This window comes from Cedecea sp. B1(4) (assembly GCF_059414925.1).
In genome coordinates this window covers 20,702-45,054 of record NZ_JCAHMZ010000008.1, presented here as the reverse complement: position 1 = coordinate 45,054, position 24,353 = coordinate 20,702, and the positions used below count along the sequence as shown (strand labels likewise).

23 protein-coding genes are annotated in these 24,353 nt (G+C 55.2%); 11 read left to right on the top strand and 12 right to left on the bottom strand.

Annotated features, from left to right (window positions below; all coding sequences use genetic code 11):
- The first annotated feature begins 58 nt into the window (after nt 1–58).
- The 3 genes from glnS to ACR6JA_RS17285 all read left to right on the top strand — a co-directional run bounded on the left by glnS (nt 59) and on the right by ACR6JA_RS17285 (nt 3,971).
- Nucleotides 59–1,726: a glutamine--tRNA ligase gene (glnS, locus tag ACR6JA_RS17295; protein WP_494494088.1), complete on the top strand. Its 1,668-nt coding sequence runs from the start codon at nt 59–61 to the stop codon at nt 1,724–1,726.
- A 464-nt stretch (nt 1,727–2,190) separates the two neighbouring features.
- Nucleotides 2,191–3,597: a chitoporin ChiP gene (gene chiP / locus ACR6JA_RS17290; RefSeq protein ID WP_213713365.1), complete on the top strand. Its 1,407-nt coding sequence runs from the start codon at nt 2,191–2,193 to the stop codon at nt 3,595–3,597.
- Between the two features lie 47 nt (nt 3,598–3,644).
- Nucleotides 3,645–3,971: a ChiQ/YbfN family lipoprotein gene (locus ACR6JA_RS17285; protein ID WP_008456104.1), complete on the top strand. Its 327-nt coding sequence runs from the start codon at nt 3,645–3,647 to the stop codon at nt 3,969–3,971.
- Between the two features lie 94 nt (nt 3,972–4,065).
- Here the strand turns inward: ACR6JA_RS17285 and fur are convergent, their stop codons facing one another.
- From fur to ybfF, 4 genes are all read right to left on the bottom strand, one after another.
- Nucleotides 4,066–4,512, bottom strand: coding sequence for a ferric iron uptake transcriptional regulator (fur, locus tag ACR6JA_RS17280; protein WP_008456106.1), 447 nt, complete (start codon nt 4,510–4,512; stop codon nt 4,066–4,068).
- A gap of 279 nt (nt 4,513–4,791) precedes the next feature.
- A complete protein-coding gene (gene fldA / locus ACR6JA_RS17275; protein WP_039291198.1) occupies nt 4,792–5,322 on the bottom strand; it encodes a flavodoxin FldA in 531 nt (176 codons plus the stop codon).
- 179 nt (nt 5,323–5,501) lie between these two features.
- A complete protein-coding gene (gene ybfE, locus ACR6JA_RS17270; RefSeq protein ID WP_008456110.1) occupies nt 5,502–5,780 on the bottom strand; it encodes a LexA regulated protein in 279 nt (92 codons plus the stop codon).
- 141 nt (nt 5,781–5,921) lie between these two features.
- The gene (ybfF, locus tag ACR6JA_RS17265) at nt 5,922–6,689 is read right to left on the bottom strand and encodes an esterase (RefSeq protein ID WP_213713368.1); all 768 of its coding nucleotides are present in this window, start codon (nt 6,687–6,689) and stop codon (nt 5,922–5,924) included.
- Nucleotides 6,690–6,863: 174 nt separating this feature from the next.
- On the opposite strand from ybfF, the gene seqA reads away from it, so the two are divergent.
- Both seqA and pgm read left to right on the top strand, forming a co-directional pair.
- Nucleotides 6,864–7,412, top strand: a complete 549-nt coding sequence (gene seqA, locus ACR6JA_RS17260) for a replication initiation negative regulator SeqA (protein ID WP_166875816.1) — start codon at nt 6,864–6,866, stop codon at nt 7,410–7,412.
- 27 nt (nt 7,413–7,439) lie between these two features.
- The gene (gene pgm, locus ACR6JA_RS17255) at nt 7,440–9,083 is read left to right on the top strand and encodes a phosphoglucomutase (alpha-D-glucose-1,6-bisphosphate-dependent) (protein WP_213713371.1); all 1,644 of its coding nucleotides are present in this window, start codon (nt 7,440–7,442) and stop codon (nt 9,081–9,083) included.
- A 34-nt stretch (nt 9,084–9,117) separates the two neighbouring features.
- Here the strand turns inward: pgm and ACR6JA_RS17250 are convergent, their stop codons facing one another.
- Genes ACR6JA_RS17250 through kdpF form a run of 7 tightly spaced genes read right to left on the bottom strand, consistent with a single transcriptional unit; the run spans nt 9,118 to nt 17,381 of the window.
- Nucleotides 9,118–9,546: an EamA family transporter gene (locus tag ACR6JA_RS17250; protein ID WP_008456117.1), complete on the bottom strand. Its 429-nt coding sequence runs from the start codon at nt 9,544–9,546 to the stop codon at nt 9,118–9,120.
- Nucleotides 9,547–9,582: 36 nt separating this feature from the next.
- The gene (gene kdpE / locus ACR6JA_RS17245; RefSeq protein ID WP_494494089.1) at nt 9,583–10,260 is read right to left on the bottom strand and encodes a two-component system response regulator KdpE; all 678 of its coding nucleotides are present in this window, start codon (nt 10,258–10,260) and stop codon (nt 9,583–9,585) included.
- Nucleotides 10,257–12,944, bottom strand: coding sequence for a two-component system sensor histidine kinase KdpD (gene kdpD, locus ACR6JA_RS17240; RefSeq protein ID WP_494494090.1), 2,688 nt, complete (start codon nt 12,942–12,944; stop codon nt 10,257–10,259). Before kdpD ends, kdpE begins: the two co-directional genes overlap by 4 nt.
- A gap of 12 nt (nt 12,945–12,956) precedes the next feature.
- The gene (gene kdpC, locus ACR6JA_RS17235) at nt 12,957–13,532 is read right to left on the bottom strand and encodes a potassium-transporting ATPase subunit KdpC (RefSeq protein WP_166994551.1); all 576 of its coding nucleotides are present in this window, start codon (nt 13,530–13,532) and stop codon (nt 12,957–12,959) included.
- A 12-nt stretch (nt 13,533–13,544) separates the two neighbouring features.
- On the bottom strand, nt 13,545–15,593 hold the full coding sequence (gene kdpB, locus ACR6JA_RS17230; protein WP_213713378.1) for a potassium-transporting ATPase subunit KdpB: 2,049 nt from the start codon (nt 15,591–15,593) through the stop codon (nt 13,545–13,547).
- A 13-nt stretch (nt 15,594–15,606) separates the two neighbouring features.
- Entirely contained in the window at nt 15,607–17,292 is a 1,686-nt protein-coding gene (kdpA, locus tag ACR6JA_RS17225; RefSeq protein WP_494494091.1) for a potassium-transporting ATPase subunit KdpA, read from the bottom strand.
- Nucleotides 17,292–17,381: a K(+)-transporting ATPase subunit F gene (gene kdpF, locus ACR6JA_RS17220; RefSeq protein WP_008456132.1), complete on the bottom strand. Its 90-nt coding sequence runs from the start codon at nt 17,379–17,381 to the stop codon at nt 17,292–17,294. Before kdpF ends, kdpA begins: the two co-directional genes overlap by 1 nt.
- A 313-nt stretch (nt 17,382–17,694) precedes the next feature.
- Between kdpF and ACR6JA_RS17215 the strand changes: the two genes are divergently transcribed.
- From ACR6JA_RS17215 to nei, 6 genes are all read left to right on the top strand, one after another.
- Entirely contained in the window at nt 17,695–17,901 is a 207-nt protein-coding gene (locus tag ACR6JA_RS17215; RefSeq protein ID WP_008456133.1) for a YbfA family protein, read from the top strand.
- Between the two features lie 207 nt (nt 17,902–18,108).
- Nucleotides 18,109–19,518: a deoxyribodipyrimidine photo-lyase gene (gene phrB / locus ACR6JA_RS17210; RefSeq protein WP_494494092.1), complete on the top strand. Its 1,410-nt coding sequence runs from the start codon at nt 18,109–18,111 to the stop codon at nt 19,516–19,518.
- A gap of 15 nt (nt 19,519–19,533) precedes the next feature.
- Nucleotides 19,534–20,277, top strand: coding sequence for a type 2 GTP cyclohydrolase I (locus ACR6JA_RS17205; protein WP_213713384.1), 744 nt, complete (start codon nt 19,534–19,536; stop codon nt 20,275–20,277).
- A gap of 13 nt (nt 20,278–20,290) precedes the next feature.
- Entirely contained in the window at nt 20,291–20,947 is a 657-nt protein-coding gene (pxpB, locus tag ACR6JA_RS17200; protein WP_494494093.1) for a 5-oxoprolinase subunit PxpB, read from the top strand.
- Nucleotides 20,941–21,873, top strand: a complete 933-nt coding sequence (pxpC, locus tag ACR6JA_RS17195; RefSeq protein ID WP_494494094.1) for a 5-oxoprolinase subunit PxpC — start codon at nt 20,941–20,943, stop codon at nt 21,871–21,873. Before pxpB ends, pxpC begins: the two co-directional genes overlap by 7 nt.
- Nucleotides 21,874–21,891: 18 nt before the next feature.
- On the top strand, nt 21,892–22,683 hold the full coding sequence (nei, locus tag ACR6JA_RS17190; RefSeq protein WP_494494095.1) for an endonuclease VIII: 792 nt from the start codon (nt 21,892–21,894) through the stop codon (nt 22,681–22,683).
- A gap of 46 nt (nt 22,684–22,729) precedes the next feature.
- On the opposite strand, the gene ACR6JA_RS17185 is transcribed toward nei, so the two are convergent.
- Complete coding sequence (locus ACR6JA_RS17185; protein WP_008456139.1) at nt 22,730–24,016, bottom strand: citrate synthase; 1,287 nt, start codon at nt 24,014–24,016, stop codon at nt 22,730–22,732.
- Between the last annotated feature and the right edge of the window lie 337 nt (nt 24,017–24,353).

The following is a 24,353-nucleotide window of genomic DNA, read 5'->3' as shown; positions in this document are numbered from 1 at the left end:
GAGGCCGCTTATTAGATCATACGCCGTTAACTAAGGTACACGCTTTGAGGAACCCGCGATGAGTGAGGCTGAAGCCCGCCCAACTAACTTTATTCGTCAGATTATTGATGAAGACCTGGCGAACGGTAAGCACACCAGTATTTGCACCCGTTTTCCGCCTGAGCCAAATGGCTATCTGCATATTGGTCACGCCAAGTCTATTTGCCTGAACTTTGGCATCGCCCAGGATTACCAGGGGCAATGCAACCTGCGCTTCGATGACACAAACCCGGTAAAAGAAGACATCGAATACGTAGAGTCCATCAAGCACGACGTTGAATGGCTGGGCTTCCACTGGTCTGGCGACGTGCGTTATTCGTCTGACTATTTTGACCAGCTTTTTAATTATGCCGTTGAGCTGATAAATAAAGGACTGGCGTATGTTGATGAGCTGAGTCCGGAACAAATTCGTGAATACCGTGGCTCTCTGACTGCGCCCGGTAAAAACAGCCCGTTCCGCGATCGTAGCATTGAGGAAAACCTCGCGCTGTTCGAGAAAATGCGCAACGGTGAGTTTGCCGAAGGTACCGCCTGCCTGCGTGCCAAAATTGATATGGCCTCGCCGTTCATCGTTATGCGCGACCCAGTGCTGTACCGCATTAAATTTGCCGATCACCACCAGACCGGCAACAAGTGGTGCATCTACCCGATGTACGACTTCACCCACTGTATTTCCGACGCGCTGGAAGGCATTACGCACTCGCTGTGTACCCTGGAGTTCCAGGACAACCGCCGTCTGTATGATTGGGTGCTGGATAACATCACCATCCCTGCTCACCCGCGTCAGTACGAATTTTCTCGCCTGAATCTCGAATACGCCATCATGTCCAAGCGTAAGCTGAATCTGCTGGTGACCGAGAAGATTGTAGAAGGCTGGGACGACCCGCGTATGCCGACTATCTCCGGCCTGCGTCGCCGCGGCTATACCGCAGCATCCATTCGCGAGTTCTGTAAGCGCATTGGCGTAACCAAGCAGGACAACACCGTTGAAATGGCTTCCCTGGAATCCTGCATCCGTGACGATCTTAACGAGAATGCGCCGCGTGCAATGGCCGTGCTGGATCCGGTAAAAGTTATTATCACTAACTACCCTGAAGGTGAAGAAGAGACGGTTACCATGCCGAATCATCCTAACAAACCTGAAATGGGTAGCCGTGAAGTGCCGTTCAGCCGCGAGATCTATATCGATCGCGCTGACTTCCGCGAAGAAGCAAACAAGCAGTACAAGCGCCTGGTGCTGGGTAAAGAAGTTCGCCTGCGTAATGCCTATGTGATCAAAGCCGAACGCGTAGAAAAAGACGCAGAAGGTAATATCACCGAACTTTACTGCACCTACGATCCGGAAACCCTGAGCAAGGACCCGGCGGACGGTCGCAAGGTGAAGGGTGTTATTCATTGGGTGAGCGCAGCACACGCGCTGCCGGTTGAAATTCGTCTGTACGACCGCTTGTTTAGCGTCGCGAATCCAGGGGCTGCGGAAGACTTTCTGTCTACCATTAATGCGGATTCCCTGGTCATTCGCCAGGGCTTCGCTGAGCCTAGTCTGCAGAACGCGGAAAAAAGTAAGGCATATCAGTTCGAGCGTGAAGGTTACTTCTGCCTGGACAGCCGCTATGCGACGGCGGAAAAACTGGTGTTTAACCGCACCGTTGGCCTGCGTGATACCTGGGCTAAAATCGGCGAATAATTGCCGTTTATTGCCTGATGAAAACGCCGCTAAATGCGGCGTTTTTTCTTTTTGCTTACCTGTCATTAACCTTGTGTACACATTCGCGATGCGAATTAATTCTCATTCACGTTTTTGTGAAAATCTCTTCACAGGAAGTCATGTCTTCCCCGTAATCTCCTGATGCTTATAATGAAAGCGCTCTCAATGAAGTTTTATTCTTAAAATCAATCGTAATCAGGGTTAATAATCTGCCGCGCAATTTTGTTACAAATGCACATAGATTATGTGCTCTCTGTCATACTCCAGGAAATCTCTGATACAAAGTCATTGATAATTCGCGTCGCGAAAAATAGTCTATGAGCAGCAGTAATGCGGGTGTGTTAGGCAAAAACCGCTTTTAGCCGTAAGGCAATTTTACTTTTTTTCGTCATTGGCGCTTTTCACGTCAGACGATGATTTTTACGTCAAAGAGGAATTTAACTATGCGTACGTTTAGTGGCAAACGTAGTGCGCTTGCTCTTGCTATTGCAAGCGTTACCGCTCTTTCAGGTTTTGTAGTAGCTCCGCAGGCTAGCGCCGCGGGCTTTGTTGATGACTCCACGCTGACCGGCGGCATCTATTACTGGCAGCGTGAACGTGACCGTAAAGACGTGTCTGACGGTAAGTACAAAACTAACCTGTCGCACTCAACCTGGAACGCCAACCTCGACTTCCAGTCCGGCTATGCGGCTGACATGTTTGGTTTCGATATTGCCGCCTTTACCGCCATTGAAATGGCCGAAGACAGCGCCAGCGGTCACCCGAACGAAATCGCATTCTCCTCTAAAAATAAAGGCTACAGCGAAGACTACTCCGGCGATAAAGGCGGTATCAGCCTCTATAAAGCCGCCGCTAAATTTAAGTACGGCCCGGTTTGGGCTCGTGCAGGTTACATTCAGCCAACCGGCCAAACCCTATTAGCGCCACACTGGAGCTTTATGCCTGGTACCTACCAGGGGGCTGAAGCGGGTGCCGCATTCGATTACGGTGATGCCGGCGCACTGAGCTTCTCCTACATGTGGACTAACGAGTACAAGGCGCCATGGCACCTGGAAACCGACAAGTTCTACCAGAATGACAGAAAGACCAAAGTTGATTACCTGCACTCCATCGGCGCGAAATATGACTTCAAAAACGACCTGATTCTGGAAGCTGCATTCGGTCAGGCTCAAGGTTTTGTTGATCAGTACTTTGCTAAAGCCAGCTACAAATTCGACGTTGCAGGCAGCCCGCTGAGCACCAGCTACCAGTTCTATGGCACCCGTGACAAAGCCGCGAACAACACCATCAACGATATTTATGACGGCACCGCATGGCTTCAGGCGCTGACCTTAGGCTATAAAATTGGCCAGGTTGACCTGCGTCTGGAAGGGACCATGGTGAAGGCAGAAGGCCAGCAGGGTTACTTCCTGCAGCGTATGACGCCAACCTACGCGTCTTCCAACGGTCGTCTGGATGTGTGGTGGGATAACCGCTCTGACTTCAACGCCAACGGTGAAAAAGCCGTGTTCTTCGGCGCAATGTATGACCTGAGTAACTGGAACCTGCCGGGTTGGGCAGTGGGTGCTTCTTACGTTTATGCATGGGACGCAAAACCATCTACATGGGCGCTTGATGCTTCCGGTAACCGCCAGGATCTCGCTTCGAATAAGATCAAAGAGTCTTCTTACAGCCTCGACGCCATGTATACCGTGCAGGAAGGCCGTGCGAAAGGCACGCTGTTCAAACTGCACTTCACTCAGTACGACAACCACTCCGACATCCCAAGCTGGGGCGGTGGTTACGGCAACATCTTCCAGGATGAGCGTGACGTGAAATTCATCGTGATTGCTCCGTTCACCATCTTCTGATGTGAAACCGGGCGCGCAAGCGCCCGTTTTTTTATAAGGAACCGAACATGAAAAAGATTCTGCTGATTACCGCCGCTGTATTCACGCTGTCTGCCTGCGTTCAACCTCCTGCACCTCCGGAAGATTCACGCCTGAAGCAGGCCTATAGTGCCTGTATCAATACGGCGGAAGGCAATCCGGATAAAATTGAAGCCTGCCAGAGCGTGCTGAACGTACTGCGTCAGGAAAAACAGCATAAAGCGTTTGTTGAGAAAGAGACGGTGAACGTGCTGGATTACCAGAAATGTATCCAGGCAAGAAAGAGCGGCAATGATGAAGCCGCGAAGGTACGCTGCGATAAGATTTGGCAGGAGATTCGCGCCAATAACAGCTGATAGCCTTTTTCAGTTAATAAAAAAACCGGCAAGGGAAACCTGCCGGTTTTTGCTTTTAAACGCCACCGAAGCAGCGTTTGTTAATGCGGATTACTTATTTAGGATCGTGGGCCGTGTCGTCTTCGCGGCAGTCACCTTCAGCACAGTGCCCGTACAGATAGAGGCTGTGGTTAGTCAGGCGGATGCCGTGGCGCGTGGCAATTTCACGCTGGCGGGATTCAATAGAATCATCGCTGAACTCGATCACTTTACCGCAGTCGAGGCAGATCAGGTGGTCGTGATGATGCTGCTGGGTCAACTCAAAAACGGACTTGCCGCCTTCAAAATTATGGCGGGTCACGATCCCTGCATCATCAAACTGGTTCAGCACGCGATAGACGGTCGCCAGGCCGATTTCTTCGCCCATGTCGATCAGACGTTTATATAAGTCTTCCGCGCTGACGTGATGATTTACCGGCTCTTGCAGCACTTCGAGGATTTTTAATCGCGGAAGCGTGACTTTCAAGCCGGCCTTCTTTAATGCGGTATTGTTGTCAGTCATGCGGAAAGTGTCCTGTTGCTTAACGATTCGCTCAAACTGCAGTGAGCGTAAAGAGTAATGCGTCTCATTATAGAACTGCTACTTCTAAATGGGAACCGCAAGTATGGTGCAAAATAAGGCTGAAAAATCGTGGCGGCGTCGCCATTTACAGTAATTATCAGCCAAGCTATCAGGAAGACATTGTACAGGGATGTACGAGAAAGTTACAAACTTGTAGCAATTATTTTCATTGCTACAAGCTATCAAGATGGCGCAAATATCGCATTTGCGCCATGGAAATCAGGCGTTAATGATATCGGCCAGATTCAGTTCTTCAGAAACCTGTTTAACCCACTTCTCAACGCGCTCAGCGGTCAGTTCCGGCTGGCGATCTTCGTCGATAGCCAGACCGACAAAATTGTCGTCATCCGCCAGGCCTTTGGAGGCTTCAAAGTGGTAGCCCGCGGTTGGCCAGTGGCCCACAATTGCCGCGCCGCGCGGTTCGATAATGTCGCGAATGGTGCCCAGCGCATCACAGAAATATTCCGCGTAGTCTTCCTGGTCGCCGCAGCCGAACAGCGCCACCAGTTTGCCGTTGAAATCGACTTCTTCAAGCGTAGGGAAGAAGTCATCCCAGTCGCACTGGGCTTCACCGTAGTACCAGGTTGGGATGCCGAGCAACAGAATGTCGAAACCTTCGAGATCTTCTTTGCTGCTTTTAGCAATGTCATGCACCTCAGCAACGTCTTTACCGAGCTGTTTTTGAATCATTTTCGCGATATTTTCGGTGTTACCGGTGTCGCTGCCGAAAAAAATGCCTACGATTGCCATGAGTAAAATAACCTCTTGAAACTTAATAGTATGCTGGCCGTTCAATGCCCACGTATAGGGCAATCATAGCAGAACAGCTCCAGCAGCGGAAACAGCTATCACGCCCGGGTGCACAGTCTGCAACATGGTTTTGCTCACCCTTTTGAGATTTCAGATAACCTGCAGGGTGTCTGAAGGCGTTACCCGAGATTTTTAAGCTGCTCGAGCAGCATCTCTTCGATCAGTTCGCTGCGGCTGATGTTACGGGCGTCAGCCAGCTGGTTGAGGGCATCGACCGCCTCGTTGTTCAGTTTTAGCTCAACTCGCTTCAAACCACGCACTTTATCGCGCTTCAGCTGATTGCGTTTATTAATACGCAACTGCTCATCGCGCGAGAGCGGATTGGTTTTCGGCCGCCCGGGGCGACGCTCGTCCGCGAACAGATCTAATGTAGTACGGTCCGTTTGTTCTTTTGCCATGATTAGAATACTGACAGGAAATTCTGGCTGCAGGGGCAGGGTGCCGGTGCAATTAAGCGCGCCATCATACATCAGCGCGCCATTCCCGCCAACGCGTTAGCGACTTCAGCTGCCCGGTCGGTCTGTTTTTAATCAGTTTTTCTACTTAGCGTCGATAAATCGGTGGATTGCCCGCAAAACGGCATCCGGTTTTTCCGCATGAACCCAATGACCCGCTCCAGCGATGACGTGAGCGCGGGCCTGTGGGAACTGACTTAACAGCGCCTCGCGGTGGCTTTCATCAACATAGGGAGAATTCCCACCGCGGATAAATAGCGCCGGATGTGGCCACGCCGAGACAGGCTGCCAGCCAACGATATTTTCGTATTGCTGCCAAAGCACAGGCACGTTGAACTTCCACTCGCCGTCAGCAAAGGATTTCAGCAGAAACTGAATGACGCCTTCCTCAGCTATGTGGTCGCGCATGATTTGCGCCGCCTGTTGGCGAGTTTTTATGCCCGCTTCGGTGACCGCGCGAATAGCCGCGAAAATCTCGTCGTGACGTCGCACCTGATAGTTAACCGGCGCAATATCTATCATCACAAGCTTATCAATACGCTGAGGGGCGATTGCGGTAAGCGCCATCACCACTTTGCCGCCCATGGAATGGCCAATAAATGTGGCCTTCTCGATACCGTATTCGTCCAGCGTGTCCAGAACATCTCCAGCCATTGCGGCATAGCTCATATCATCGCTGCGCGGTGACAGCCCGTGATTGCGCAGATCGATCTGCAGCAACGCATGATCTTTACCCAGATCCCGTGCCAGGACACCCAGGTTATCCAGGCTGCCAAACAGGCCGTGGATGAGTACGATAGGGGAATTGCTATTCAATTGTTGCGCAGTTTGCAGGCGAGCATTTAATTTCATGGCAAAGTTCTTTATTTTGGTTCGTTTGGTTAGGGTATCATGTTGGCATTCTCGCGGGCGTGCGGCAAATATTCAGTTTACTCTGACTTTGAGTCGCCTCTCCTGTTCGCTGTTGGGATTTGACCCTATAATCCCAACGACTTGTATTCAGAAAAGATATCGCACTGGATTAAGATGAAAACAATCGAAGTTGATGACGAGCTTTACCGCTATATTGCCAGCCAGACTAAACACATCGGCGAGAGCGCGTCAGACATTTTACGGCGTATGCTTAAATTTACCGCCGGGCAAACACCAGCCGCCACTTCTACGCCCGCTGCGCCTGAGCGCGCTGCGGCTCCCGTTGTTGAAGAAAAACCTGCGAACACCGCTCGTAATCGCGTGCGTGCCGTTCGTGAGCTGCTGCTTTCCGACGAGTACGCTGCCCAGAATAAAGCCGTAAACCGCTTTATGATGGTGCTGTCCACGCTGTATCTGCTGGATGCAAAAACCTTCGGCGAAGCCACTGAATCGCTGCATGGTCGCACCCGCGTCTATTTTGCTGGCGATGAGCAAACGCTGCTGGCAAACGGCAATCAAACCAAGCCGAAACATGTTCCGGGCACCCCATACTGGGTGATCACCAATACGAATACTGGTCGTAAATGCAGCATGATCGAACACATCATGCAGTCAATGCAGTTCCCTGCGGAGCTGATTGAAAAGGTTTGCGGCACTATTTAAAAACCTGGCGTCAGTAAGGAAGAGCCAATGGCTAACCACGATCGTGCGGGCCAACCTGCACAACAGAGCGACTTGATTAACGTAGCCCAGCTTACGGCGCAGTATTACGTGCTTAAGCCAGTGGTGGGGAATAGCGAACACGCGGTGAAATTCGGGACCTCCGGTCACCGCGGTAGTGCAGCACGGCATAGCTTTAACGAACCTCATATTTTGGCGATTGCGCAAGCGATCGCTGAAGAACGCGCAAAGAATGGGATCACCGGTCCATGCTATGTGGGTAAAGATACCCACGCGCTGTCCGAACCTGCGTTTATCTCCGTGCTGGAAGTGCTGGCCGCTAACGGCGTGGACGTCATTGTGCAGCAAGATAACGGCTATACGCCGACGCCTGCGATTTCTAACGCCATCCTGGTGCATAATCAAAAGAGCGGCCCTCAGGCGGACGGGATTGTTATCACGCCATCCCACAACCCACCGGACGACGGCGGCATCAAGTACAACCCGCCAAACGGTGGCCCGGCTGATACTAACGTCACCAAAGTCGTTGAAGATCGCGCTAACGCGTTGCTGGCCGACGGCCTGAAAGGCGTGAAGCGCATTACGCTGGATAAAGCCTGGGAAAGCGGTCACGTTCAGGCGCAGGATCTGGTTCAGCCGTTCATCGAAGGGCTGGTGGATATCGTCGACATGGCCGCGATTCAAAAAGCGGGCCTGAAGCTGGGGGTTGATCCTCTCGGCGGTTCCGGGATCGAATACTGGCACCGTATCGCGAAGCACTACAACCTCGATCTGACCATCGTGAACGATCAGGTCGACCAGACCTTCCGCTTTATGCACCTGGATAAAGACGGCGCAATCCGTATGGACTGCTCCTCCGAATGTGCGATGGCGGGTCTGCTGGCGCTGCGCGACAAATTCGATCTGGCGTTTGCCAACGACCCGGACTACGACCGCCACGGTATCGTCACGCCGGCGGGCCTGATGAACCCGAACCATTACCTGGCTGTGGCTATTAACTATCTGTTCCAGCACCGTCCGCAGTGGGGCAAAGATGTGGCCGTTGGTAAAACCCTGGTTTCCTCCGCGATGATTGACCGCGTGGTAGAAGATCTGGGCCGCAAGCTGGTGGAAGTCCCGGTTGGCTTTAAGTGGTTCGTTGACGGCCTGTTCGACGGCAGCTTCGGCTTCGGTGGCGAAGAGAGCGCCGGGGCATCGTTCCTGCGCTTCAACGGCACCCCATGGTCGACCGACAAAGACGGTATCATCATGTGTCTGCTGGCGGCAGAAATCACCGCGGTGACGGGCAAAAACCCCCAGCAGCATTACGATGAGTTAGCCGCGCGCTTTGGCGCACCGAGCTACAACCGTATTCAGGCACCGGCCACTTCTGCACAGAAAGCCGCGCTGTCCAAGCTGTCACCTGAAATGGTGAGTGCAGACACGCTGGCAGGTGACCCGATCACCGCGCGTCTGACGGCGGCACCGGGCAACGGCGCTTCCATTGGCGGCCTGAAGGTGATGACCAAGAACGGCTGGTTTGCCGCTCGTCCGTCCGGCACCGAAGACGCCTACAAAATTTACTGTGAAAGCTTCCTGGGCGCAGAGCACCGCGAGCAGATTGAGAAAGAAGCGGTAGAGATTGTCAGCGAAGTGCTGAAAAGCGCGAAATAATATGCAAAAAGGCTCCCTCGGGAGCCTGTTGCTTTTAGCCCAAAGCCACCATCAGTGCGCCGCAGGTGATGAGCGCCACGCCTATCCCGGCAATCAGCGACACTTTCTCACCAAACAGAATAACCGCCAGAATCACCGCGAACACCACGCTCAGCTTATCGATAGGGGCGACCTTCGACACGTCACCGCTTTTGATCGCCATAAAGTAGAACAGCCAGGACAGGGCCCCGGCCACGCCGCTCAGCAGAATAAACAGCAGGGCTTTTTTGTCGGCAAAAACCGTACTAACAAGATTCAGTTTTCCCTGAACGACGACCACCCCAACTAAAAATAACGCCATGACCACGGCGCGAACGGCCGTGGCGGTATTGGCATCCAGATGCTGCAAACCAACCTTACCAAAAATAGCGACCAGCGCTGCCGTAGCGGCAGACAACAGGGCGTAGACTAACCATGCGCTCATAACGGACTCCTCTTGATCGAGCCAGAGGTTACTCCTTCAGAGCATAAAACGGTAGCCGATCCCGGTTTCGGTGAGCAGATGGCGAGGGCGGGCGGGGTCGTTCTCCAGCTTCTGGCGCAGGTGGCCCATATAAATGCGCAGATAGTGGCTATGCTCCACGGCATTCGGGCCCCAAACCTGATTAAGCAACTGGCGCTGGGTCAGGACTTTGCCGTGATTATTCAGCAGGGTTGCCAGCAGGCGGAACTCAATGGGGGTCAGGTGAATTTCCTCTTCGCCGCGGGTAATACGGCGCGAGGCGAGGTCGACCCGAATTTCGGAAAACTGATAAACCGGATCGGGCTGAACGGTGCTGGCGTGGCGGCGCAGGGCGACGCGAAGCCTGGCCTGCAGTTCACCGATGCCAAACGGCTTGCTGAGAAAATCGTCTGCGCCAGCATCCAGGGCGGCAATCTTCGCCTGCTCGTCACTCCGGGCCGACAGGACGATGACCGGCGTCTGGCTCCACTGGCGGAAGTCACGAATAAAATCGATGCCGTCACCGTCCGGCAGGCCGAGATCCAGAATCACCAGATCCGGCTTGCGGGTGGCGGCTTCAATCAGGCCGCGTTGCAGGGTTTCGGCATCAAACACGCGTAACGATTCATCTTCCAGCGCGGTGCGCAGAAAGCGGCGGATCTCTTTTTCATCCTCAATTATCAGAACCGTTGTCACAGCACCTCAATCATTTCAGGGAGTTCGGGGGGAGGCGATAAAGGTAGCACAACGTGGAAGCTGGCACCGCCTTCCGGACGGTTAAGCGCATAAATTGTGCCGCCGTGAACTTCAACAATCGCCCGGCAGATAGCCAGCCCAAGTCCAACGCCTGGAATCGCTGACTCTTTGTTACCGCGGGCAAATTTATCAAAAATCAGCAGCTCTTTACCAGCGGGAACCCCCGGGCCGCTGTCCCAAACTTCCAGGTCCAGCTTGTCTACTGTCGAGGTCGCTTTTATACCGATGTTGGCTTTGTAACCGGCATATTTCACCGCATTCTCCAGCAGGTTGATCAGCACGCGTTCGAACAGCGGTCCGTCGACTTCAATCAGCATCAGTGGGTCAGGCAAATTAAGGGCGATATGGCGGCCGCCGAGGCCCGGTTCGAGCATCTTCAGCGCGCTGCCGACGACTTCCTCTAGCGTCAGCCACTCTTTGCGAAGGTTAAAACCGCCCGACTGAATGCGGGCCATATCCAGCAGATTATTCACCAGCCGGGTGGTGTTCAGCACATGCTGACGGATTTCGTTGGCCTGCGGAGCATGTTTTGATCCTTCACTGGCGAGATCCAGCGTGAGGATTTCCGCCTGGCCGAATAGCACGGTCAGCGGCGTGCGCAGGTCGTGCGAAAGCGCGGCTAGCAGCGAGTTGCGGATTTGCTCCCGTTCGCTGGAAAGCCGGGCCTGTTCTTCGCTGGCGGTGAGTAGCAGCCTGTCGAGCGCGGTGGCGACCAGCAGGGTGAAGGTTTCCAGCAGGCGCTGCTGCTCGGGGATCATCAGCTGGCGCAGATTTTCCGGCTCAACGACCAGCAGGCCCAGGGTTCTTTCCGTGGTGCTGAGCGGCAGAATACGATACGGCACGCCCGGGAGCGTATCCGTTCCGGCCCCGGCGGGCTGGCCTTTATCAAAGCTCCAGCGCGCAATGGCTTCGTCCCACTGGGCAGGTTCTCCTTCGGCCGCGATGCTGCTGAGTTTGCCATGATCGTCCGGCAGCAGCAGCAGGCTGCGGGCCTGGAAGGTGTTATTAATAAACTGCACGCTGGTGGCGGCGACATCCTGCGGCGTGCGGTCATCGGCCAGCGCTTTAGACATCTCATACAGATGACGAGTGCGCTGTTCCCGGTAGCGGGCGATGCGCGCCTGATAACGTACCCCGGCGGTCAAATTACCGATTACCAGCCCTACGGTGAGCATCACACCGAAGGTCAGTAGATACTGAACGTCCGACACGGCGAGCGTGCCTCGCGGCGCAATAAAGAACAGGTCGAAGCTGATCACGTTGATGACCGTCGCGAGGACGGACGGCCAGCGGCCATAAAACAGCGCGACCATTACCACGCCAAGCAGGTAGATCATCACCAGGTTGGCAGCATCAAAGGCCACCAGCCACTGATTGGCGATAAAGGTAATAAACGCACAGAGCACCACCGCCACGGCGCAGCCGCGCAGTTGAATGCGCCATTTCTCGTTTAGCGTTCTGGTGTCCGGTGCTCTGGTCGGGGAGGGGAGCGGTTTTTCATCCAGCGCAACAATCACCAGATCGAGGTCCGGGGCGCGTTTGGCTAACCGGTCGGCAAAAGAAGTACGGTGCCACCAGCGGCGAGTGGTATGACGGCCAATAATGATTTTGCCGAGATTGTGTTCGCGGGCGTAGCGCAACACCGCTTTTTCTTCATTAGGGTCGGCAAGCGTGGCGGTTTCGGCTCCCAGCTCCTGGGCGAGCCGCAGAGCGCTTAAAATGGTCCGGCGCTGATGTTCCGGCAGGCGGTGAAGCTGCGGCGTTTCGACGTAGACGGCGTGCCAGACGCTGCCGAGCTTGGCGGCAAGGCGAGCGGCGGTGCGAACCAGTTTTTCATTGCCGTTGCTATGGCCGATGCACAGCAGAATGGCGTCCCGCGTGTGCCAGACTTTTTCCTGCCCCTGGTTGTCCCGCCAGGCGCGCATCTGATCGTCAACGCGGTCGGCTGTGCGTCGCAAGGCCAGCTCTCGCAGCGCTATCAGGTTCCCTTTACGGAAGAAGTGCTCGATGGCGCGTTCGGCCTGGCCGGAGATATAAACTTTGCCTTCGTGCAGGCGCTGGCGCAGATCGTCCGGCGGTAGGTCAACCAGCACGACTTCGTCGGCGGCGTCGAAAATAGGGTCGGGGACGGTTTCGCGTACCTGAATCCCGGTGACTCCGCCCACCACGTCATTCAGGCTTTCCAGATGCTGAACGTTAACGGAGGTCAGGACGTCGATCCCGGCTTCCAGCAGCTCTTCCACGTCCTGCCAACGTTTGGGGTGGCGCGAGCCTGGCGCGTTACTGTGCGCCAGTTCGTCCATTAGAATCAGGGCAGGGTTGCGGGCGAGGGCGGCGTCCAGGTCAAACTCCTGGACCAGACGCCCCCGGTGGTGAATACGACGAGGGGGCTGAATCGTCAGCCCCTTTAACAGTTCGGCAGTTTCCTGGCGGCCGTGGGTTTCCACCACGCCCACCAGCACATCGAGGCCCTGCGCCCGCAGGCGCTGCGCCTCCTGAAGCATCGCGTAGGTTTTCCCGACGCCTGCACAGGCGCCGAAGAAGATTTTCAGTTTCCCACGCGGCTGGCGGTTGACTTTCTCCAGCAGCTTATCGGGGTTGGGGCGCAGCGGCTCCTCGGTCATAACACGTCCTTTTTACTTCGCCTGGAGGTGGTCCAGCGCCAGGTTCAGCTTAACGATATTCACTACCGGCATGCCGATAAAATTCACCAGCGGCGTGGTGGTGTTTTCCGCCACCAGGCGAGCGATTTGCTCCACCGGCAGGTTTCTGGCTTTCGCTACCCGTGGGATTTGCCACGCGGTCGCTTCAGGAGAAAGCTGCCCGTCCAGGCCGCTGGCGGAGGTGGTGACTAAGTCAACGGGTACCGCTGGATTAGCCTCCGGGTTAGCCGCACGCAGCGCACTAACGCGAGCCTTAACCTCTTTGTCCAGTTCCGGGTTGCTGGCCGCAAGGTTGCTGCCGCCGGATGCCATTGGATTATAGGGGCTATCCGAGGTGGCAGAGGGGCGGCCCTGGAAATATTTTGCGTTAGTGAAGTCCTGACCAATCAGTTCTGAACCGCGAACCTTGCCGTCTTCAACGATTAACGAGCCGTTGGCCTGAGCCGGGAACCACCATTGCCCCAGCAGCGTGGCGAGGAGGGGATAAACCCCTCCGGTAATCAGCGTCAGGATAATCAGCAGTAATAAAGCGGGGCGTAACGTAGCCATGTTCTTTTCCTCTTAGACCAGACCGAGTACGGTCAGGATCACGTCAATCACTTTGATACCAATAAACGGCACGACGATACCGCCCAGGCCATAGATCCACAGGTTGCGGCGCAGCATCGCGGCCGCGCTCAGCGGCTTGTAGCTAATGCCTTTTAGCGCCAGCGGAATGAGGCAGATGATGATCAGCGCATTGAAGACAACCGCGCTCAAGATGGCCGAAGCAGGGGAGTGCAGGTGCATCACGTTCAGCGCGTTCAACTGCGGGTAAGTCACCGCAAACGCCGCCGGGATAATGGCGAAGTATTTCGCCACGTCGTTAGCAATACTGAAGGTGGTCAGTGACCCGCGAGTCATCAGCATTTGTTTCCCGATGTGGACCACTTCAATCAGCTTGGTTGGGTTAGAGTCCAGGTCAACCATGTTCCCGGCTTCCTTCGCTGCCTGAGTCCCGGAGTTCATGGCTACCGCTACGTCTGCCTGCGCCAGGGCAGGGGCGTCATTGGTGCCGTCGCCGGTCATCGCCACCAAACGTCCTTCGGCTTGATACTGGCGAATCAGCGCCAGCTTGGCTTCCGGTGTGGCTTCAGAAAGGAAGTCATCCACCCCGGCTTCGGCGGCAATCGCCGCGGCGGTCAGGCGGTTATCCCCGGTGATCATCACCGTTTTGATGCCCATCTGGCGCAGCTGTGCGAAACGCTCTTTAATGCCGCCTTTCACGATGTCTTTCAGCGCGATTACGCCCAGAACGTTAGCGCCTTCGGCAACCACCAGCGGCGTACCGCCCTGGCGAGCCACGCCTTCAACCAGCGTGTCGACCTGGGCCGGGAAGTGGCCGTTGTTCACTTCTACGTGGCGGCGGATGGCATCCACAGAACCTTTGCGGATCATGCGGTCCTGAATATTGATGCCGCTCATACGGGTTTGCGCGGTAAACGGCACAAACGTTGCCTGCAGGTTCTGCACGTCGCGTTCACGCAGGTTAAAGCGCTGCTTTGCCAGCACCACGATACTGCGGCCTTCTGGCGTTTCATCCGCCAGTGAGGCCAGCTGCGCGGCATCGGCCAGCTCTTTTTCATCCACGCCAGGGGCAGGGAGGAAGGCTGAGGCCTGGCGGTTACCGAGCGTGATGGTGCCGGTTTTATCCAGCAGTAGGACGTCGATATCCCCGGCGGCTTCTACCGCACGGCCGCTGGTGGCGATCACGTTCGCACCCAGCATGCGGCTCATCCCGGCTACCCCGATGGCGGAAAGCAGACCGCCGATGGTGGTTGGGATCAGGCAGACCAGCAGGGCGACCAGCACGGTTACGCTAGCCGCCTGGCCGCCATAGGCAGAGAACGGCCACAGGGTTGCGGTCGCCAGCAGCAGGACGATTGTCAGCGCGACCAGCAGGATAGTCAGGGCTATTTCGTTCGGCGTTTTACGACGCTGAGCGCTTTCTACCATGGCAATCATGCGGTCGAGGAAGGTTTCCCCTGGGTTAACGCTGCACTGGATGACCAGCCAGTCGGACAAAATGCGCGTCCCGCCGGTCACCGAGGCAAAGTCGCCGCCGGATTCACGGATAACCGGGGCGGATTCCCCGGTGATGGCGCTTTCATCCACCGACGCGCCGCCCTCAAGGACTTCGCCATCGCAAGGGATGATGTCCCCGGCTTCCACCAGCACGACGTCACCTTTACGCAGATCGGCCGCCGGAACGTGGTCCACCTGAGCATCATGCTGCGGGCTGCGCAGTTTGCGTGCCCAACTGGTTTTTTTCACCCCTTTCAGGCTGTTCGCCTGGGCTTTGCTGCGGCCTTCTGCCAGCGCTTCAGCAAAGTTGGCGAACAGCACGGTAAACCACAGCCACAGGCTGATGGCGAGCGTGAATAGGGCATCCCCCTGCTGCAGGCCGGTGAACATCGCTATCCCGAGCAGGGTAGTGATGATGCTCCCCACCCAGACGATAAACATCACCGGATTGCGCCACTGCACCTGCGGGGCGAGCTTTTTAAAAGAATCAATTAGCGCCTGACGGATCAGACCAGGTTCAAACAGCGCCTGTTGCTTGCGACTCATGGAAGCCTCGTAATCAGAAATTAACCAGAGAAAGGTGTTCCGCAACCGGGCCTAAAGCGAGGGCGGGGATAAAGGTCAGGGCGCCAACCAGCAGCACTGTCCCAATCAGTAAACCGATAAACAGCGGGCCGTGCGTTGGCAGCGTACCGATGCTGACGGCCTGGGATTTTTTCGCGGCCAGGGAACCGGCAATAGCCATTACCGGGATAATCACCCCGAAGCGTCCAATCCACATGCACACGGCCAGCAGCATGTTCCAGAACGGCGTGTTGGTGCTCAGGCCTGCGAAGGCACTGCCGTTATTGTTCGCGGCGGAAGAAACCGCATACAGCACTTCGCTGAACCCGTGAATCCCTGGGTTTGCCATGCCGCTGCGGCCTGCATCCGTCATCATCGCCAGCGCGGTGCCGAGCAGCACCAGGGCAGGGGTGATAAGAATGGCCAGCGAAGTCATCTTCATTTCCGGCACGTCAATTTTCTTACCCAGGTATTCCGGGGTACGCCCAATCATCAGCCCGGCGATAAACACGGCCAGCAGGACGAACAGCAGCATGCCGTACAGGCCAGCGCCTACGCCGCCGAAGACCACTTCACCAATCTGCATCAGCCACATTGGCACCATGCCGCCCAGCGCCGTAAAGGAGTCATGCATGGCGTTGACCGCCCCGCAGGATGCGGCGGTAGTAATCACCGCGAACAGGCTGCTATTCAGAATGCCGAAGCGGCTCTCTTTGCCTTCCATGTTAATGCTGCTGTTGGCACCCAATTGGATAAAGTGCGGGTTGCCCTGCAGCTCGGCCCACATCACTACCACCACGCAGACCACGAAGATAATGGTCATCGCCCAAAGCAGCGCGCGGCCCTGACGGCGATCACCCACGGCTTCACCAAAGGCGAAGCAGAGCGCAGCCGGGATCAGGAAGATGGAAACCATCTGCACGAAATTGGTCAGCGCCGTAGGGTTCTCAAACGGGTGAGAGGAGTTAGCGTTGAAGAAGCCCCCGCCGTTGGTTCCCAGCATTTTAATCGCTTCCTGAGAAGCCACCGGCCCCATCGGCAGCAGGTGCTGAACGCCTTCAAGGGTGGTGTAAGGCTGGTAAGCAGAGAAGTTCTGCAGCGAACCCTGGCTGATAAAGAACAGCGCCATCACCAGCGAGATTGGCAACAGGATGTACAGCGTAACGCGGGTTAAATCGACCCAGGCGTTGCCCAGCGTGCTGGTGGAATGGCGAGAGAAACCACGGATCAGCGCAAACACTACGGCAATGCCGGTGGCGGCAGAAACGAAGTTCTGTACCGTCAGGCCCACCATCTGGCTGAAGTAGCTCAGCGTGGTTTCGCCGCCGTAAGACTGCCAGTTAGTGTTGGAGACAAAACTGACGGCAGTGTTCAGCGCCAGATGCCAGGAGAGGCCCGGCAGATGCTGAGGGTTAAGCGGCAAACTGTCCTGGAACAGCAGCATCGCGAACAGCAGGATCAGCCCAAAAACGTTAAATGCCAGAATCGCCATCAGATAGCGTTTCCAGCCCATTTCTTCACCTTTGCTGCCCATCAGGGACCACAAAATGGGCTCAATGCGGCCCACGATCGGCAGCGGTTCGCCGTCGATCAGTCGTGCCAGCACGGCGCCCAGCGGTTTCGCAAGGGCAAAGAGCACCAGCAGGAAGCTGGCGATCAGTAAAAATCCGGACGCAGCCATTAAAACGCCTCCGCTTTAATCAGGGCATAAACCAGGTAACCCAACAGCAAGAAGACCAGCACGATGCCGGTTATGACGCCTGCACTCACAATCCACCTCCAACGGTGCGTTAAGCATTTCGCGGCAGAATAGGATTTCGGGTGAAAAGATGTCGTAAAAGTCCGGGGGCGGGGTGTAAAAAAAGTATAAAAATGGCAAAAGCCATTAGTTAACTAATGGTTAGTATTTATTTAACCATTTTGTAACTTAATTACAGGTAAGAAGATAAATAGCGCACAAAAAAGTGCATTTATCTGGTCGGAGGAGTAGTAAACTTTCAAACAATGAGGTAGTATTTTGACCAGATAACAAGTTTCGATTTTCCGACATGCGGTGTCGGTCACACATTATGAGGAGAAGCCTATGTCTTTATACAAAGAATATCCTGCGCATCAGGTCATCCTGCGCCGCACCTTCGCAGTCGCTGCCGGTGTGCTGGCGCTGCCTGTAATGCTGTTCTGGAAAGATCGCGCACGTTTTTACAGCTACCTGCACCGCGTCTGGTCCAAAACCAGCGACAAGCCGGTGTGGATGGCACAATCTGAAGCCGCCGCCTTCGATTATTACTAAAAGCTGAATCGATTTGACGAAAGCTACCTCCGGGTAGCTTTTTTGTTGCCTGCGTCTTGCTACACTTAGTTAACAACTGAGACGCGGGCAGCCAGCGATGTCGCTTAGTCTGGCATTGGTATGCTTCTGCTGCCCGGAATAACTTCCAATATTGAACCGTCGCCAACGCGCAATGGCGGCGGTCAGGTAATTAATCCAGGGAGAATTATGCCCACCCATCTGGTCTGGTTCCGCAACGATCTACGAATTCACGATAACTACGCCTTACACGCCGCCTGCCGTAATCCCGATGCAAAAGTCATTGGATTTTTTGTCGTGACGCCCGAACAGTGGCGGCAGCACGTCATGGCACCAAAACAGGTCGAATTTATCTTTGAGCATTTACGGGCATTGGGTCATGCCCTTGCCGGGCGTGGGATTGAACTTCATATCCAACAGGCTGCGGATTTTGCCGCGTCGATAGACTGTATAAAAGCGTTCTGCGCTGAACAAAAAGCCGATGCGCTTTTTTACAACTACCAGTATGAAGTTAACGAGCGTGCCCGTGACGCCGCGCTGGAAAAAACTCTGGATGTGGATGTTACCGTGCAGGGATTTGATGACAGCCTGCTGCTTGCACCGGGCAGCGTCACTACCGGCAACCACGAGATGTACAAAGTCTTTACCCCGTTCAGCAAGGCGTTTATTCGGCGCTTGCAGGAAGGGCTGCCGGAATGCGTGCCTGCGCCCAAAGCCCGTGGAGAGTGCGACTTCAATGAACGCTTTGCGTTTGATATGCCCCGTGAGGCGTTTGACCGCGAACTCTTCCCGGTGGGTGAGCCGGAGGCAATTGGCATGCTGCGTAAATTTTGCCTGCAGCCCGCTGCCGACTACCCGGAACAACGTGATTTCCCGGCGATAGAAGGCACCAGCCGGCTGTCGCCTTATCTGGCCACCGGCGTTTTGTCTCCGCGCCAGTGCCTGCATCGTCTGCTAAAAGAGCACCCTAAAGCGCTGGAGGGCGAAGCCGGAGCTACCTGGCTCAACGAACTCATCTGGCGCGAGTTTTACCGCCATCTGATGGTCGCGTACCCAAAACTTTGCCGTCACCAGCCGTTTATTGCCTGGACGGATAAAGTTCGCTGGAGCGGAAATAATGCATGGCTTGAAGCCTGGCAGCAGGGTAAAACGGGTTACCCCATTGTCGATGCGGCGATGCGGCAGCTGAACCAAACGGGCTGGATGCATAACCGTTTACGTATGGTTGTGGCGAGTTTTCTGGTGAAGGATTTGCTGATCGACTGGAGGCAGGGCGAGCGCTATTTTATGTCGCAGCTGATTGACGGCGATCTGGCGGCGAACAACGGCGGCTGGCAGTGGGCGGCTTCTACGGGCACCGACGCCGCGCCTTATTTTCGCATTTTTAATCCGACAACTCAGGGTGAACGCTTTGATGCTGAAGGGGATTTTATTCGCCACTGGCTACCTGAACTGAAAACTGTGCCAGGGAAACAGATTCATTCGCCGTGGGACTGGGCTGATAAACAAAAGCAAACGCTGGACTACCCGCGCCCGATTGTTGACCATAGGCAGGCCCGACTGAATACGCTTGCGGCTTATGAAGCGGCAAGAAAATAACCAAAGAGAATAATGATGAAAAACAGTGAACTGGAACGCCTGATTAATGACAAGCTGAACAGCGCGGCAATCAGTGATTACGCCCCGAATGGCCTGCAGGTTGAAGGCCGGGAAGAGATCCGCAAGATTGTCACTGGGGTTACTGCCAGCCAGGCGCTGCTGGACGAAGCTGTGCGCCAGCAGGCCGATGCGGTGATCGTACACCACGGTTATTTCTGGAAAAATGAATCGCCGGTGATCCGCGGCATGAAGCGCAACCGCCTGAAAACGCTGCTGGCGAACGACATCAACCTTTACGGCTGGCATTTGCCGCTTGATGCCCATCCGCAGTTGGGGAATAACGCCCAACTTGGCGCGCTGCTGGGGATTGAAACGAAAGGAGAAGTTGAGTCGCTGGTCCCGTGGGGCGAGTTCCCGACGCCACTTTCCGGCGTGGAGCTGGCTTCCTGGATTGAAATGCGCTTAGGCCGCACGCCGCTGTGGTGTGGAGACACCGGCCCGGATCAGATCCGCCGCGTGGCGTGGTGCACGGGCGGTGGGCAGGGTTTTATCGATAGCGCGGCGCGCTTTGGTGTGGATGCGTTTATTACCGGCGAAGTTTCCGAGCAGACGATTCATTCCGCCCGCGAACAGGGGCTGCATTTCTACGCCGCGGGTCACCATGCCACCGAGCGGGGTGGGATCCAGGCACTTAGCGACTGGCTAAACAGCGAAACCGATCTCGACGTTATCTTTATCGATATCCCTAATCCAGCCTGATACCGGAGGATCTGTGCAACGAGCTCGCTGTTATTTATTGGGTGAAAAAGCGGTGGTTCTGGAGCTGGATCCTCCTGTCAGGCTTGCCAGCCAGCAGCGCATTTGGGGACTGCTGCAGCGCCTGAATGCTTCTGACGAGGTGAGCGAGGCTATTCCGGGCATGAATAACATCACCGTGGTGCTGAAAGATCCTCAGCGGCTGGCGCTGGATGGCATTGAATGGCTCCAGCGCTGGTGGGAAGAAAGTGAGGCTGTGATCCCTCCGCCTCGTAAGATTGATATTCCGGTCGTATACGGCGGCGAGGTGGGGCCCGATCTTGATGTCGTGGCTCGCCACAATAACTTAACGCCCGAACAGGTTGTTGCCCTGCATTCTGACGCGGAGTACATCGTCTATTTCCTTGGCTTCCAGCCGGGCTTTGCTTATCTGGGGGGACTGCCTGAAAGCCTCGCTACGCCCCGCCGGGCAGAGCCCCGGCTTCAGGTTGCCGCTGGCTCTGTAGGCATTGGTGGCAGTCAAACCGGCATTTATCCGCTGGTGACGCCGGGAGGCTGGCAAATCATCGGCCGCACCTCACTCGATTTGTTTAACCCCAACGGCTCATCACCCACTTTATTGTTGCCGGGTGATACCGTGCGTTTCGTCCCACAGCTGGGGGGCATATGCTGAATATTATTCGCGCCGGGATACAAACCAGCGTGCAGGATACGGGCCGGGAAGGGCACCGTCATTTGGGCGTGAGCAGCTGCGGCGCGCTCGATACCCCAGCCATCTCCGTCGCCAATTTACTGGTTGGGAATGCGCCAGATGCCCCCGCGCTGGAAATCACCCTTGGGCAGTGCGTCATTGAATTCGGGCGTAGCGGCTGGTTTGCGCTTACCGGGGCGGGCTGCCATGCGGAGCTGGATGGCAACGCCGTGTGGACGGGCTGGCGACTGCCTGTCAAAAAAGGCCAAAGGCTGACGCTGAAAAAACCTACGCACGGTATGCGCAGCTACCTTGCCGTCGACGGTGGCCTGGATGTGCCGGAAGTGATGGGGTCTTACAGCACCGATCTTAAAGCCGGGATCGGCGGCCATTATGGCCGTTTGCTGCGGGATGGTGACCGTTTAGCTTTGCGTAAACCTCAACGTAAATTTCAGCATCCCCTCGGCGTAAAACAACTGCTTTGGGGAAATCGCATTCGCGCCGTGACCGGGCCGGAGTATCAGGAATTCAGCCAGGTATCTCAGGAGAGTTTCTGGCGATTGGCCTGGCAAATTAGCCCGCAGAGCAACCGGATGGGCTATAGGCTTCAGGGGCCAGAGCTGGAGCGGACGACTCAGCGAGAAATGCTGTCCCATGGCCTGCTGCCGGGCGTGATTCAGGTACCGCATAACGGCCAGCCGATTGTGTTAATGAACGATGCCCAGACAACCGGGGGCTATCCTCGTATTGCCTGCGTGATTGAGGCCGATCTTTATCATCTGGCTCAGGTCAGGCTGGGGGAACCCATTCATTTTGTGCCGTGTACGCTGGCGGAAGCGCTCAAAGCGCGCCGCGAACAGGCTATTTATCTCGAGCAGATTGCCTGGCAACTGGCACAGGAAGCATAACGTTTCAGGGAGTTTAGTATGCCGGAAGGACCGGAGATTCGCCGCGCGGCGGATAAGTTGGAAGCCGCCGTGGGCGGGGAACCGTTAACCGAAGCCTGGTTTGCTTTTGAAGAGCTAAAGCCGTTTGAGGCGATGCTGGTGGGGAAAACTATCGACAGTATCGAGACCCGGGGGAAAGCAATGCTGACGCATTTTTCCAACGGCTTAACCTTGTACAGCCATAATCAACTTTATGGCGTATGGCGAGTGGCTGACGTAGGTAAAGTAGCGGAAACGAACCGCATACTGCGTGTCAGGCTGCAAACGGCTAAAAAAGTCATTCTTCTTTACAGCGCCTCGGAAATCCAAATCCTCGATCAGGGGCAGCTTGAACAACAGCCTTTCTTGCAGCGCGTGGGGCCGGATGTATTGGATGAAACACTGACGGTGGATCTGGTCAAAGCACGTTTGCTGTCGCCAAAGTTTCGCCGTCGGCAGTTCAGTGGCTTACTGCTCGATCAGGCTTTTCTTGCCGGTTTGGGGAATTACCTGCGAGTAGAAATCCTTTGGGAAGCGGAACTTGCGCCGCAGCACCGCGCGGAGGATTTAAGCGAAGAACAGATTGAGCGGTTAGCGACTGCTTTGCTAGAGATTCCACGGCTTTCTTATCAGACGCGAGGCCAGGGAGATGAGAACAAACATCACGGAGCTGTTTTCAGCTTTAGGGTATTTCACCGGGCGGGTGAACCGTGCGAACGATGTGGAGGGATTATTGAAAGAACCAATCTCTCTTCAAGACCGTTTTACTGGTGCCCTGGCTGCCAGAAATAAAAAAACGCGCCACACGGCGCGTTTTTTACTCATCAAGTAAGAAATATTACTTTTTGAGATCGGATTTGAAATCACGTTTGTCGTAGCCGGTGTACAGCTGACGTGGACGGGCAATTTTAATGCCGTCGTCGTGCATTTCGTTCCAGTGTGCAATCCAGCCCACGGTACGCGCCATCGCGAAGATAACGGTAAACATGGAGGAAGGAATGCCCATCGCCTTCAGGATGATGCCGGAGTAGAAGTCTACGTTCGGGTAGAGTTTCTTCTCGATGAAGTACGGGTCGTTCAGCGCGATGTGTTCCAGCTCCATCGCCACTTCCAGCAGGTTGTTATCCTTCAGGTTCAGCTCTTTCAGCACTTCGTGACAGGTTTCACGCATCACGGTGGCGCGCGGGTCGTAGTTTTTGTACACGCGGTGGCCGAAGCCCATCAGGCGGAACGAGTCGTTTTTGTCTTTGGCGCGACGGATAAATTCTGGAATGTGCTCCACGGTGCTGATTTCTTCCAGCATCTTCAGGGCAGCTTCGTTCGCGCCGCCATGAGCCGGTCCCCACAGGGAAGCGATCCCCGCCGCGATACACGCAAATGGGTTAGCGCCGGAAGAACCTGCGGTACGTACGGTTGACGTCGATGCGTTCTGCTCGTGGTCAGCGTGCAGGATCAGAATACGATCCATTGCGCGCTCCAGAATTGGGTTAACTTTGTATTCTTCGCACGGCGTGGAGAACATCATGTTCAGGAAGTTAGCCGAGTAGGAGAGGTCGTTGCGTGGGTAAACAAACGGCTGGCCAATCGAATACTTGTAACACATTGCCGCTACGGTTGGCATTTTGGAGAGCAGACGGAACGCCGCGATTTCACGGTGACGTGGGTTATTCACGTCAAGGGAGTCGTGGTAGAAGGCCGCCAGCGCGCCGGTTACACCGCACAGCACGGCCATCGGATGCGAGTCGCGACGGAAGCCGTGGAACAGACGGGTGATCTGCTCGTGAATCATGGTGTGGCGGGTAACGGTGGTTTTGAATTCGTCGAACTGCTCCTGCGTCGGTTTTTCGCCGTTCAGCAGGATGTAGCACACTTCCAGGTAGCTGGATTCGGTGGCCAGTTGGTCAATCGGGAAACCGCGGTGCAACAGAATGCCTTCGTCACCGTCGATATAAGTGATTTTGGATTCGCAGGATGCGGTAGAGGTGAAACCTGGGTCAAAAGTAAATACACCTTTAGAACCAAGACTACGGATATCAATTACATCCTGACCTAGCGTGCCCTTTAGCACATCAAGTTCGAGAGCATCGTCACCATTAAGGGTGAGGTTTGCTTTAGTATCAGCCATTTACGGTCTCCTTAGCGCCTTATTTCATAAGACTGCCGGGCGTCCGATTTGCATTCGAACCCACAATGGTTGGTTACCAGTTTTTTAATTGGCTCGCGGCTCTGTTTAGAGGAGTACAACCAGGGTACAGAGCGATGGGCGCTTGCAGGTAACACTCGCTTTGAGGGCGAAACTACAGCAAATCAGCGTCTTAGCAATCAGTATCATTCAAACCTGTATATCACTAATAACTGTCCTGATCTCTCGGGTCAATACCCATCCACTGTTACATAACTATTACTCAGGTGAAAGGCTGACCCTATAACTTTTACGAATTATACGGCTTTTCTGGCCCTGT